Origin of the sequence: Snodgrassella sp. W8124 (genome assembly GCF_016100875.1) — a bacterium.
Lineage (GTDB): Bacteria > Pseudomonadota > Gammaproteobacteria > Burkholderiales > Neisseriaceae > Snodgrassella > Snodgrassella alvi.
In genome coordinates this window covers 809381-823187 of the sequence record NZ_JACFRP010000001.1, presented here as the reverse complement: position 1 = coordinate 823187, position 13807 = coordinate 809381, and the positions used below count along the sequence as shown (strand labels likewise).

Here is a 13807-nt window from a genome sequence, read left to right as displayed (position 1 = left end):
TCATGAGACACATTTTATCTATTCTGATGGAAAATCAGGCCGGAGCCATGAGCCGTATTGTTGGTCTGTTTTCAGCCCGTGCTTACAATATCGATTCCCTGTCCGTATCTCCAACAGAAGACAAAACCCTGTCACGAATGACAATTGTCACCAGCGGCGATAACAAAGTAATGGAACAGATAACCAAGCAGCTTAATAAACTGATAGAAGTTATCAAAGTTATCGATCTGAACGACAGCAACTACGTTGAACGTGAATTAATGCTGGTTAAGCTGCGCGCTACCGGCAAGGATCGCGATGAAATACTGCGTCTGACCGATATCTTCCGCGGACACATCATTGATGTAACCGACAAAACCTATACAGTGGAAATCACCGGCACCAGCAGCAAACTAGATGCCTTTCTGGATACCGTGGGCAAAACCCTTATTCTGGAAACCGTACGTACCGGTGCAGCAGGCATAGGTCGCGGCGAACGCATGTTACGTATTTAAGCCGGACATTTTTAAAACATTATCCGACCTAAAAACATATTAAAACCCTGATTTTAAAATCAACACATTAAATTGAAGGAATAGCAATGCAAGTTTATTACGATAAAGACGCAGATCTCTCATTAATCAAAGGCAAAACCGTAGCCATCATCGGTTATGGCTCACAAGGTCATGCTCACGCTGCCAACCTGAAAGATTCAGGTGTAAACGTAATCGTCGGGCTGCGCAAAAGCGGTAATTCCTGGCATAAAGCAGTAAATGCCGGTCATGACGTACGGGAAGTTGCAGAAGCCACAAAAGCAGCCGACGTAGTGATGATTCTGACACCTGACGAATTTCAGCCGGCAGTTTATCAGAATGAAATCGCGCCTAATCTGAAAGACAATGCCACAGTAGCTTTTGCTCATGGTTTTAATATTCATTACAACCAGATTATTCCGGCCAAAAATCTTGACGTAGTGATGATTGCACCCAAAGGCCCTGGTCACACAGTACGCAGTGAATTCCTGAAAGGCGGTGGTGTGCCCAGCCTGATTGCAGTACATCAGGATGCAACCGGTCGTGCCCGCGACATCGCTTTATCCTATGCTGCCGCCAATGGCGGTACCAAAGGCGGCGTGATTCAGACAACCTTCAAAGAAGAAACTGAAACCGACCTTTTCGGCGAACAGGCCGTATTGTGCGGCGGGCTGGTTGAATTAATCAAAACCGGTTTTGAAACACTGGTAGAAGCAGGCTATGCTCCGGAAATGGCTTATTTTGAATGTTTGCATGAAATGAAACTGATCGTAGATTTAATCTACGAAGGCGGAATTGCAAACATGAACTACTCCATTTCCAATAATGCCGAATACGGCGAATACTTCACCGGCCCGCAAGTCGTAAATGAACATTCACGTCAGGCTATGCGCGAAGCATTAAAACGCATTCAGAATGGTGACTATGCCAAATCATTTATCGTAGAAGGTGCAACCAACTATCCGTCTATGACTGCTCGCCGTCGCCAGAATGCTGATCATCCAATCGAAATCATTGGTAACCAATTACGCAGCATGATGCCATGGATTGCCAAAAACAAACTGGTTGATCAGGATAAAAACTAATATAGCTGCTTAAGTCTGTTTGTAACAAAGCAAAAAGCTTGTGTATGCATTTTCATATACAAGCTTTTTTTAAACCCCGAATTCAAGAAAGAATATGACTACTCCACCCGCTCCGCAGTCTGAATCTGCAAACAAAATTACTCAGAACTCCCCTACCAAAGTAGCGATTGCCAGCCTCGTAGGTACAGCCGTAGAGTTTTACGACTTCTACATATACGGACTTGCTGCTGCACTCGTATTAAGCGACCTGTTTTTTCCAACCGAAGATCGGGCAATTGCTATCATGTCCTCATTTCTTACTTTTGGAATAGCCTTTGTTGCCCGCCCTATTGGTGCCGGATTATTCGGACATTTTGGCGATAAAGTTGGCCGTAAAACCACCCTGATAGCATCATTATTGATAATGGGTATCAGTACAACCCTGATCGGTGTTCTGCCGACATATCAGCAGGCAGGTATTATTGCACCAGTTTGTTTATGCGTCCTGCGCTTTTGTCAGGGTCTTGGCTTAGGTGGTGAATGGGGCGGAGCCGCTTTACTGGCTACCGAAAATGCGCCCAGAGGTAAACGTGCTCTTTTTGCGATGTTTCCGCAAATCGGGCCTCCTATCGGATTCATTACTGCCAGCCTGATTTTCATTGTTTTATCCAAAAATCTTGATAATGCACAAATGATGTCGTGGGGCTGGCGTATCCCATTTTTACTGAGCATTGTTCTGGTTGGTCTGGGTATGTATGTTCGCATGTCCATTATTGAAAGTAATGCTTTTCGTACCATGGTTGCCAGACAGAGTGCTGTAAAAATCCCTCTGACTGACACTATACGCAAACATTACAATCAGCTTTTTTTAGGCTCTCTGGCCGCTACGTCGTGCTTTACCCTGTTCTTTTTAACAACCGTATTTTCTTTGCAATATGCTACTACAAAGCATGAGTGGCAAAGTACAGCATTATTTAATAAAATTGAGTATTTATCCATTCTCATGGGTGCCATTGTATTTATGGCTGTCGGTTCCCCGATATCTGCATGGCTTTCAGACAGAATCGGCCGTCGCCCGGTATTTCTGATTGGTGGTATAGCCACAATCATAATCGGTTTCTTTTTTGGTGACTTAATCAATTCTGCCAGTGGTGTTACTGCGGCCATTTTCTTATCCTCTGCACTGTTTATAATGGGTATCTTGTGGACACCTTTAGCGGCTTTCTTACCTGAAATATTCCCTACCAACGTAAGATATACCGGTGCAGCTATCTCCTTCAGCTTTGGCGGTATTCTGGGCGGATCACTGACCCCGTTTGCTGCCGCATGGATGGTTGAAAAATATGGTTTACAGGGTACAGTATATATAGGCTGGTTTCTGATTGCCGCCTGTATACTTAGTATGATTGCAGTACTACTGCTACCAGAAACACATAAACAGGAAATTGAAAATTAAAACAGATAAAAAACCGATTTAACCAATCGGTTTTTTATCTTAGCGATTAATTCACATTAGTGTTAGCTTAATCTGTTTCCATAATAAATCTTTCTGCTAAAATACACATAAAAATACTATGTAGCAGATATCTAAAATGAGCATTATCAACAATAAAAAAGCATTTCACGATTACTTTATCGAAGAACAGATAGAAGCCGGAATTGTTCTTGAAGGCTGGGAAGTAAAGGCTATTCGTGCCGGACGAGTTCAAATCAAAGAAAGCTATATCCAATGGAAAAAAGGTGCTTTTTATCTGGTTGGCAGTCACATTACTGCTTTACCCACCGCATCCAATCATGTAAAACCCGATCCCGTACGACAGCGAAAACTATTACTGAAACAATCAGAAATCAACAAACTGATAGGCAAAGTAGAACGCAGTGGTTATACCCTTGTGCCTGTTAACATGCATTACAGCCATGGTTATGTAAAAATCGATATGGGATTGGCCAAAGGTAAAAAGCAGCATGATAAGCGCCAAAGCAGCAAAGAAAAAGACTGGAATCGTGAGAAACAACGCCTGCTTAAACAGACACGCTAAATCCTGGCAAATATTAATAATAAACCGGGAAATTAAATTCATTAATTTCCCGTATAAATAAAAAATAAAACTAAACTAATTAAAGCATTTCTTATCATCTGGTAAAATAAAGCAGTTAATAAACTCCAGAAAAATTACATTTCATATAAGCCAAATCAAATTAATCATATTTTGTTATTAAATCAGTATTTTATAAATCATCCTTCAATAGCCATTCTCATTATAATAAATAGTTAAATTTAACTAGACATAAAAAAGTTAAATTATGTTAAACTTGTATTACTGTATCAATACAGGCAAGCATTATTAACAATACAGGGTGTGTAATGATGAAGAAAATCGGTCTGCTATCAATAATTTTATTGCTAAACGGCTGTATGACATTAAAAGGAGATTACCGTCTCGTTGCATTGGATGAAAATGGTAACGACCTGGCACCTAAAGTACAAATGCTGGCTCAAGGAACAGGAATTTATCGCTCAAAAATTGTACTATGTAAGGCATTTCCTAAAGCCACAGTCCGGATTTACGACACCAGGACAAATGAAGAACTAAAAGGAAAAAGTCCGCGAAAATGCCGGTAAACATGAATTATTAAATAAATATTTTATTTACCATCAGACTCCATACTTAATTTAAAAAAACTGTTTATTCAAATTTTATGAATGGCCGACCACAAGATTTTAAAATCATGCATGAATGGTATTGTTGTTCAAGAGCCTATGCATTTATTTATTTATATTTTGGATCTGTAGGTGCTTATATTTGTTTTTTGTACCTAATGAATATATTATTTAAATATCCGAACTTTAGCATAATAACAGTTTTACTTGCAGCAATTAGTACACTTTTTTTATGGAAACTCTTTAAAACTAAAAGAAATAATATTAAACAGGTTTACTTCACATCAAAAGACATTTATATAGAAGATAAAAAAATTGATATATCTTATCTTGAATCTGTTACATTGATTGAACAACCATACCCTAGTTTAAATAAAGCTCTATTTACGTTCTGCATAAAATTTACCAAAAACCCAGTAATTAAAGATGATGTATATTTTTACATGGCATTTGGTAATAGGCTATTTGAATGGAATGAAGATTATGACTATCAAAACCGCTTTATTACTATTCTGGAAACTATAGCAAAAGAACGAAGAGAGCTACTAAAAATTCTGGTAAAGCAATCTAATATTTCTGAATGACAAGTTATTCATGCTGGTAGAATCTGAATAAGGAAAATAATATCTACCAACATATTTTTATTTAAAAATCAAATCACATATTCACTTTACTCATTGCATTTAATCACATAAAAACCGCTCTTGTGCACTTTAAATCACATTGAATTTTATAATTTCACCAGACAAAAAAAGTTAAATTATGTTAAAATAGTATTGCATACATCAATATATGCAAACACCCTTACTAACATTCCATACCTAATTTAAAAAACTGTATATTCAAATTTTATGAATGACCGATCCCAATATTTAAAAATCATGAAAGAATGGCATTGTTGTTCAAGATATCATGCATTTATTCATTTGTATTTTGGAGCTACGGGTGCTTATATTTGCCTTATGTACCTATTAAATATAATATTAAAAGATCAACAGTTAAATATATTATTTGAAGATCAAATTTTAAACACATTAATAGCTTTACTTGCAGCAATAAGTACTTTTTTTTTCTGGAAACTTTTTAAAGCTAAAAGAAAAAAAATTAAACAGGTTTATTTCACACCAAAAGCAATATATATAGAAAACAAAAAAATAGATATATCTTATCTTAAATCAATTACATTTATTAAACTTAAATACCCTACTTATAATAGAGGGTCTACATTTAAATTCTGCATAAGATTTACTGAAAACCGGGTAATTAAAGAAGATATATATTTTTACATGGAATTCGGTAAGCCATTTCGATGGAAGTATCAGGATTATAATTTTGAAGACTGTTTCATCACTATTCTGGAAGATTTAGCAAAAGAAAGAAGAGAGCTACTGAAAGATTCCTGTAAAGCAATCTAATTTTACTGAAAAATAAGTTATTCATGCTGGTAGAACCTGAATAAGAAAAATAATATCCACCAACATATTTTTAACTTAAAAATCAAGTCATATTAATTTACTTATTGCATCAAACCACATAAAAACCGCTCCTATACACTTTAAATCACATTGAATTTAATAATTTAACCAGATACAAAAGTTAAATTGTGTTAAAATTATATAGCTCTATCAATAAAAGCAAGCACTACTAACATTCCATACCTAATTTAAGAAAACTGAGTACTTAAATTTTATGAATGACCGATCCAGATATTTACAAATCATGCAAGAATGGCATTGTTGCTCAAATGATTATGCATATATTTATTTGTTTTTTACAGCTTTAAGTGCTTATGTTTGTTTTATATACCTATCATATATATCATTTAAAGATCAAGATTTTTTTATCATATCAATAGCTTTATTTACAGCAGTAGTGACTTTTATTTTCTTGAAACTCTATAAAACTCAAAGAAAAAATATTAAACAAATTAATTTCTCATTAAAAGCAATTTATATAGAAGAAAAAAAAATAGACATCTGTTATCTTAAATCAATTACATTTATTAATCATGTCTACTCTCCATATAAATGGTCTACATGTAAATTCTGCATAAAATTTACTGAAAATCCAATAATTAAAGAAGATATATATTTTTACATGGCATTTGGTAAATCATTTCAACGAAGATATCAGTATTATAACTTTGAAGACCGTTTTATCACTATACTGGAAACTTTAGCAAAAGAAAGAAGAGAGTTACTAAAAGATTCCGGTAAAGCGATCTAGTATTTCTGAATAACAAATTATTCATGCTGGTAGAATCTGAATAAGAAAAATAATATCTACCAACATATTTTACTTAAAAATCAAACCACTTTACCTATTGCATCAAACTTTATAAAAATCTATCCTGTAAATTTTAAATCATGCAGAATCCCTGAAAGAGATTTTATGAATGACCAAGCACAAAATTTAAAAGTCATGCAAGAATGGAGAAGTGAATCTAAAAAATTTACCTCTAATAAACTTTTTGCACATATTAATTATTTCGTTTACTTTATTTATTTTTGTGCTTATTTGATTCCTTTCGTCTTTGGGCTATACTTTTGGTTTTGGTCAACAATACTTCTATGTATAGTAATCCCTGCAGTTATAAAATTCAAAAAAACTAATGAATTAATTAAAAAGGTTCTTTTCACACCAGATACAATCTATGTAGAAAATGAAAAAATAGATATATCTTATCTGGAATCTATTGCATTTGTTCAGCATATAATCAAAGCTAATCCATTAATCTCCAGCGAAAATTATCCTGACAATATAAAAGCCTTTGAATTTGTTATGACATTTAATAAAAACTCAAACATAAAAGAAGATATACACTTTTATATACAATTTAGTGACGGAATTGTAGAAAATATCGCTGATTACGATTATCAAAACAACTTTATCAATATTCTGAAATTTTTTGCAAAAGAAAAAAGAGAATCATTAAAATGTGTGAGTACAGCAATATAACCATTAATATTCTGAGCAGATAACCTAGAATACAATCATATATCAATTTATTAAATATCTTTATCCAAACCTGATGTCTGTTTTTCAGAAACTGTTTTTTCCAGAACAAAGCACTTGCAGAAATAAAACAGGAAAAGTGTTAAAATAACTGGCTTCATACATAAAACCTGTCAAGAGCCTAGCATGAATCAGGATAAAATATTAATTCTCGATTTTGGTTCACAAGTAACCCAGCTTATCGCCCGGCGCGTACGTGAAGCTCATGTTTATTGTGAATTACATTCATTTGACATGCCTGTTGAAGATATCAGGGCATTCGCCCCTAAAGGCATTATCCTGTCCGGTGGTCCCAATTCAGTTTATGAATCAGACTATCAGGCTAACCCGGAAATACTCAATCTCGGTATACCCATTCTTGGCATTTGTTATGGCATGCAATGGCTGGCACATACCATGGGCGGCGAAGTCAGCGGTGGCGATCAGCGCGAATTCGGTTATGCTCAGGTACATACAGAAGACAGCCAGTTTACCAATGGCATTTTTGATAACCAGCCTAACACACTGGATGTGTGGATGAGCCATGGCGATAAAGTAAGCAAACTGCCAGAAGGATTTAAAAGTATCGGTCATACACCAAGCTGTCCGTATGCCATCATTGAAAACTCGCACAAGCACTTTTACGGAGTTCAGTTTCATCCTGAAGTTACCCATACCAAACAGGGGCGTGAACTAATCAACCGCTTTGTACTTGATATCTGTCAGGCCAAACCCAGCTGGACTATGCCTAACTATATCGAAGAAGCCATTATCAAAATTCGCGAACAGGTTGGTTCCGATGAAGTTATTCTAGGCCTTTCCGGTGGAGTAGACTCATCAGTAGCTGCAGCACTGATTCATCGCGCCATTGGCGACCAGCTCACCTGCGTTTTTGTAGATCATGGGCTGTTACGCTATCAGGAAGCGCAAATGGTCATGGATATGTTCGGCAAAAACCTTGGCGTCAATGTAATTCACGTTGATGCCTCTGCCGATTTTCTCGCCAAACTTGCCGGTGAAACCGATCCTGAACGTAAACGTAAAATCATCGGAGCCGAATTTGTCGAAGTCTTTCAGCAAGAAGCCGGCAAACGCCAAAATGCAAAATGGCTGGCACAAGGTACCATCTACCCTGATGTAATCGAAAGCGCCGGTGCTAAAACCAAAAAAGCACATGCTATTAAAAGCCACCATAATGTAGGCGGCCTGCCTGAAACACTTAATCTGCAATTGCTGGAACCACTGCGCGATTTGTTCAAAGATGAAGTACGCGAACTGGGTGTTGCGCTGGGATTACCACGTGATATGGTTTACCGTCACCCCTTCCCCGGTCCGGGTCTGGGTGTGCGAATTCTGGGTGAGGTAAAACGCGAATACGCCGATTTACTGCGCCGTGCTGACCATATATTCATTGAAGAGTTGCGTAATACCTGCGACGAAGACGGTGTATCCTGGTATGATAAAACCAGCCAGGCTTTTGCTGTATTCCTGCCAGTAAAATCCGTAGGTGTAATGGGAGACGGCCGCACCTATGAATACGTAGTAGCCCTGCGAGCAGTAATTACCAGCGATTTCATGACAGCACACTGGGCCCACCTCCCCTACGACCTGCTCGGCCATGTTTCCAATCGCATCATCAATGAAGTACGCGGCATTAACCGTGTCGTTTATGATGTCAGCGGTAAACCGCCAGCCACTATTGAGTGGGAATAGAAATTTAGTTTTTATTAACTCCTAATATTCTTTCTTAAAACCAGTTATATCGATTAGATTAGCTGGTTTTTCTATTTATTAAAGCTTGGTAATATCCACTACTATTTTTTATCGTAAATTAAACGGTAAAAAACTTAATATGTTCAGAAAATGCCAATATTGTTATTTCTGTGCCTTTGTTGAAGTGAAAAATTTGGATAATACCTTCTTCTTACCGATTCTTCTTTTATCAGTAGTTATATCTATAAGCAGTTCAAGATAGGTCAACGAGCTGTTGCATGGTTAGAGAGTGATATTGATGCTTGGATTGATAGGCATTTGGCTAAGAAGGAGAAAAATAAATAGCGATCTATCAGATATAACTTAAAAATAGCGCTGCAGGTTGTAGCACTATTTTATACGTATAAATAATCTTTCAATTTAAAAATGTTCGTTTGATACAAAGTTCTAATGTAAAATTCGCATCATTAGATACAACGATAAGGACTGTTATGATCCGTTGCCATCTTGCTCGACTCATGGGCGAACACAAAATGTGGATAGCCGATGCGGTTAGGGAAACGGCTTTAGTTGCAACACCATAACTTTACTTTACAGGGAGATTGTCCAGAAGGTTGACCTGAATACATTGGACAGGCTTTGCTTGTTTTTTGACTGTGGCATAAACGATTTGCTACAAAAGGTTCCAACATCGCAGAATCGTACAGAGAAAAATTAATGACACTGATTAACCTAAAAGATCTCGAGGCCCATCTCTGGCATGCAGCCCACATCATCACTGGGCCTATCGATGCATCAGATTATAAAACTTATATTTTCCCAATTTTGTTTTTCAAACGTATTTGCGACGTGTATGACGAAGAGTTTGTCGATGCGATGGAGAGCGTTGGGGATGAAGAACTTGCCAAAGGCAAGATGTTCCACCGTATTCAAATACCTGAAAACTGTCATTGGCGTGACGTTTTTGCCAAGCCTAAAGATGTAGGCCAAGCCTTAAAAGACTCATTTCGCGGCATAGAACTAGCAAATCCCAAATTGCATGGCATTTTTGGCGATGCCAGTTGGACCAATAAAGAACGTCTTTCTGATGAGTTGCTGGCTACGTTACTTAATCACTTCAATAAGGTGAACCTTGGCGTTTTTAGTGTCCGTGACGATGATATGGGACGCGCATACGAGTATCTGATCAAACGCTTTGCTGATAAAGCTAACAAGAAAGCCGGTGAGTTCTATACTCCACGTACTATTGTTCGCTTGATGGTTAACATTCTCGATCCTAAAGCTGGTGAGAGCGTTTACGATCCTGCTTGCGGTACCGGCGGTATGCTGCTCGAAACCATTCACCATGTAAAAGAAAACGGTGGCGACCCACGCCTGCTAAAAATCAAAGGTCAGGAAAAAAACCTAACCACCGAGGCTATTGCGCGTATGAACCTTTTTCTACACGGGCAGGAAGATTTCGATATTGTGCGGGGAGACACTCTGCGTGAGCCTAAGTTTTTGCAAAATGATCGTTTAGAAACTTTTGATTGTGTTATCGCTAACCCACCGTTTAGTTTAAAAGAATGGGGTTATGACTTGTGGTCAAATGATCCCTATGGGCGTAAGCAGTATGGTCTGGCTCCTAAAACTAATGGTGACTTTGCTTGGGTGCAGCATATGTTTGCCTCACTCAACGATACAGGCCGTATGGCAGTAGTCTTGCCCCATGGCGTACTGTTTCGTGGAGGTGCTGAAGGCGCAATTCGTACTAAATTACTGCAAGAAAACTGCATTGAAGCCATTATTGGCGTTGCTCCAAACCTTTTCTATGGCACGGGGATTCCTGCGTGTATTCTGGTGTTACGTAAATCACGGCCGGCGTCACACAAAAATCATGTACTCATCATTAATGCTGAAGAAATCTATACCAAAGGCCGGGCTCAGAATACCTTGTCCAACGCTCAGGCCGATGAGATCTACCACATCTACCAGAGCCAGAAGCAACAAGGGCCGGCAGCACAAGAAATCGAAGGCATTGCACGTTGGGTACCCTTAAACGAGATAGAAGAAAATGACTTCAATCTTAATATCGCTCGTTATGTGCAAAAGCCACTCGAAGAAGAAACCATTACAGTAGAAGAGGCACTCAAAGATTTCCAACAAAAACTGGCTGCCCTGGAAAAAGCGGAAGAGGAGCTAGAAGCCCTGTTAATCAAAGAAGGGTTTGAGATATGAGTATAATGCATAAGAAAAAACTGGAAGATTTGCTTTGGGGAGCGGCTGAGTTCTTGCGGGGCCAAATCGATGCCTCAGACTATAAGCAATATGTCTTCCCGCTAATGTTTTATAAACGTCTATCGGACGTATATTTGGAAGAATATAACGAAGCGATGGAGGTTCATGAGGTAGACGTTGAATACGCTGCCATGCCCATGTTTCACCGCTTTGATATTCCTGTAGAAGCGAGCTGGGAGAAGATACGCAACACCAGCAAAAACATTGGTGAAGCTATTCAGAACGCGCTTCGCTTAATCGAAGCCAATAATCCGCGCTTGCATGGCGTGTTCGGTGATGCCCAGTGGACCAACAAAGAACGCCTGCCCGATCATCTGCTGGGCGATCTGATTGAGCATTTTAGTAAAATTCCACTAGGTATTAAATCTGTCGCTCAGGATGACCTTGGTGAAGCTTACGAATACCTGATTAAGAAATTTGCTGACGATTCCGGCCATACCGCAGCAGAATTCTATACCAACCGTACTGTAGTCCATTTGATGACACGCATCATGGGCTTAAAGCCCGGAGAAACAGCTTACGATCCTACCTGTGGTACCGGTGGTATGCTTCTTAACGCGGTGATGGATTTACGTTCTCAGGGCAAAGAGTGGCGTTCGGTACATCTTTACGGGCAGGAAGTCAATCTGCTCACCTCGGCCATCGCTCGTATGAATATGTTTCTGCACGATATTGAAGAGTTTGATGTGCTGCGCGGCGATACTTTAGCCGATCCCAAGTTTATTGAAAACGATCGGCTCAAACAGTTTGATGTGATTTTTGCCAATCCTCCATATTCCATTAAAAAATGGAACCGTGACAAGTTTGCTGACGATCCCTATGGCCGTAATCTCTATGGCTTGCCACCACAAGGCTGTGCCGATTATGCGTTTTACACCCATATCATCAAAAGCATGAAGCCTAATATAGGTCGTGCCGCTATGCTATGGCCGCACGGTGTTTTGTTTCGCGATTCTGAGCAAGCCATTCGTAAACAGATAATTGAATCAGATATCATTGAAGCAGTGATTGGTTTGGGGCCAAACCTGTTTTATAACTCGCCGATGGAATCTTGTGTCGTTGTACTTAACTGTAATAAGTCTGTCGATCGCAAAAACAAGATATTGTTTATCAACGGTGTTAAGCATGTCACCCGTGAACGCGCCCATAGCCGCTTATCCGATGATGATTTAATGGCGTTGTGTGATGCTTATTTTACGCCTGACAAGCAGAGTGATATCACTGCCTTGGTGGATATCGAAGTAATCAAGGAGAATCTTTATAACCTGTCGATTCCGCTATATGTGCAAGCACAGGGTAATGGCAAAGCACACGATATTGAACATGCCATTGAGGCATGGAAAGTCAGTCGCGTACAACTAAAAAAACAGGCTAACAAATTATTTGAGAGCCTTGCTGAACTTGGTTATAACGTTGAAGGCAAGGTGGAACAGTAAATGACGAAACAACAATTACCAGAAGGCTGGCAGATGATGAAGTTTGGCGATATTGCTAAACATATCTCTAAACGAGTCGAGCCAAGCGAAATCGATCTTGAAATCTATGTTGGGTTGGAACACTTAGAGCCAGACAGCCTAAAGATTAAACGTCATGGTGTACCGAGTGACGTTGAAGGACAAAAGCTATTGGTGAAGAAGGGCCAGATTATTTTTGGTAAGAGGCGTGCATATCAGCGTAAGGTGGCGGTGGCAGACTGGGATTGTATTTGTTCAGCTCATGCTATGGTTTTGGAAGCTAACCCTGAAAACGTAATTCCTGAGTTTTTACCATTTTTTATGCAATCTGATGTATTTATGAATCGTGCAGTTGCTATTTCTGAAGGATCGTTATCTCCCACAATTAAATGGAAAACACTAGAAAATCAAATCTTTATATTTCCTAGCCGGGATTTACAGGAAGAGTTAACTAAAAATTTAACTATATTAGAAGATTCGATTTCAAAAGTTGAAGATTTACTGACCACATCTGAAATACTTAAGTCCTCACTAGCATATGAAGCATTCTCATTAGATAAATATAAAATGAGTGATATGAATGAAAATTTTGTCACTATTGGCGAGACTTGCACATCCTATTCAGGTGGAACACCATCTACAAAGGTAAAAGATTATTATGGTGGTGATATTCCTTGGATTACGTCAACTCTTATAAACAATAGAGTAATTAAATCAACAGATGAATTTATCTCAAAGCTAGGTTTAAGCAAGTCATCTGCGAAGTTAATAAAAAAAGACATGATTTTGGTTGCTATGTATGGTGCTACTGCTGGCAAAGTGGCAATAAATAAAATTGATGGCGCTGCTATAAATCAGGCGATTTTAGCGATGGAACCAAATATAGGTATTTCTCCCTCTTATTTCTTTCACTTGGTAGAGTATGTAATGAAAGAAGCAATGAACTTAGTTCAAGGAGGTCAACCAAATTTTAGTGCAAAGATAATAAAATCAATAAAGTTTAGAGTTCATGATGTTACTAAACAAGAAGATATTATTAGTCAGTTAGATGCATGTGATGATTTTATTAACTTATTAAAACAAAAGAAATTAAGTCTACTTAATATAAAGAATAGTTATTTATATCGTTAG

15 protein-coding genes are annotated in these 13807 nt (G+C 38.2%); all 15 read left to right on the top strand.

Translation table 11 applies throughout. The annotated features are described in order from the left end of the window. The first annotated feature begins 2 nt into the window (after positions 1-2). The 15 genes from ilvN (at position 3) to H3U73_RS03535 (ending at position 13807) form a co-directional block, all read left to right on the top strand. Complete coding sequence (gene ilvN / locus H3U73_RS03605; protein WP_025331818.1) at positions 3-494, top strand: acetolactate synthase small subunit; 492 nt, start codon at positions 3-5, stop codon at positions 492-494. Between the two features lie 86 nt (positions 495-580). Next, a complete protein-coding gene (gene ilvC, locus H3U73_RS03600; RefSeq protein WP_025330776.1) occupies positions 581-1597 on the top strand; it encodes a ketol-acid reductoisomerase in 1017 nt (338 codons plus the stop codon). 94 nt (positions 1598-1691) lie between these two features. Further along, a complete protein-coding gene (locus H3U73_RS03595; protein ID WP_198190071.1) occupies positions 1692-3032 on the top strand; it encodes an MFS transporter in 1341 nt (446 codons plus the stop codon). 136 nt (positions 3033-3168) lie between these two features. After that, positions 3169-3615 carry an SsrA-binding protein SmpB gene (smpB, locus tag H3U73_RS03590; protein WP_025330778.1) on the top strand — a complete coding sequence of 149 codons (447 nt, stop codon included), beginning with the start codon at positions 3169-3171 and terminating at the stop codon, positions 3613-3615. A 377-nt stretch (positions 3616-3992) separates the two neighbouring features. Further along, positions 3993-4199 carry a hypothetical protein gene (locus H3U73_RS03585; protein ID WP_198190070.1) on the top strand — a complete coding sequence of 69 codons (207 nt, stop codon included), beginning with the start codon at positions 3993-3995 and terminating at the stop codon, positions 4197-4199. A gap of 107 nt (positions 4200-4306) precedes the next feature. After that, positions 4307-4822, top strand: a complete 516-nt coding sequence (locus H3U73_RS03580; RefSeq protein WP_198190069.1) for a hypothetical protein — start codon at positions 4307-4309, stop codon at positions 4820-4822. 297 nt (positions 4823-5119) lie between these two features. Then, positions 5120-5653, top strand: coding sequence for a hypothetical protein (locus tag H3U73_RS03575; protein ID WP_037395013.1), 534 nt, complete (start codon positions 5120-5122; stop codon positions 5651-5653). A 304-nt stretch (positions 5654-5957) separates the two neighbouring features. Then, positions 5958-6464 (top strand): hypothetical protein, encoded by a 507-nt coding sequence (locus H3U73_RS03570; protein ID WP_198190068.1) that lies wholly within the window; start codon positions 5958-5960, stop codon positions 6462-6464. A 165-nt stretch (positions 6465-6629) separates the two neighbouring features. After that, positions 6630-7196, top strand: a complete 567-nt coding sequence (locus tag H3U73_RS03565; RefSeq protein WP_198190067.1) for a hypothetical protein — start codon at positions 6630-6632, stop codon at positions 7194-7196. Between the two features lie 183 nt (positions 7197-7379). After that, complete coding sequence (guaA, locus tag H3U73_RS03560) at positions 7380-8945, top strand: glutamine-hydrolyzing GMP synthase (protein WP_198190066.1); 1566 nt, start codon at positions 7380-7382, stop codon at positions 8943-8945. 228 nt (positions 8946-9173) lie between these two features. After that, on the top strand, positions 9174-9290 hold the full coding sequence (locus H3U73_RS10815; RefSeq protein WP_078474905.1) for an AlpA family transcriptional regulator: 117 nt from the start codon (positions 9174-9176) through the stop codon (positions 9288-9290). A 235-nt stretch (positions 9291-9525) separates the two neighbouring features. Beyond that, positions 9526-9663, top strand: coding sequence for a helix-turn-helix transcriptional regulator (locus tag H3U73_RS10810; protein WP_198190336.1), 138 nt, complete (start codon positions 9526-9528; stop codon positions 9661-9663). Further along, on the top strand, positions 9663-11162 hold the full coding sequence (locus H3U73_RS03545; RefSeq protein ID WP_198190065.1) for a class I SAM-dependent DNA methyltransferase: 1500 nt from the start codon (positions 9663-9665) through the stop codon (positions 11160-11162). Before H3U73_RS10810 ends, H3U73_RS03545 begins: the two co-directional genes overlap by 1 nt. Then, positions 11159-12658, top strand: coding sequence for a class I SAM-dependent DNA methyltransferase (locus H3U73_RS03540; RefSeq protein WP_232336196.1), 1500 nt, complete (start codon positions 11159-11161; stop codon positions 12656-12658). The genes H3U73_RS03545 and H3U73_RS03540 overlap by 4 nt, the downstream gene beginning before the upstream one ends. Next, on the top strand, positions 12659-13807 hold the full coding sequence (locus H3U73_RS03535) for a restriction endonuclease subunit S (RefSeq protein WP_198190064.1): 1149 nt from the start codon (positions 12659-12661) through the stop codon (positions 13805-13807).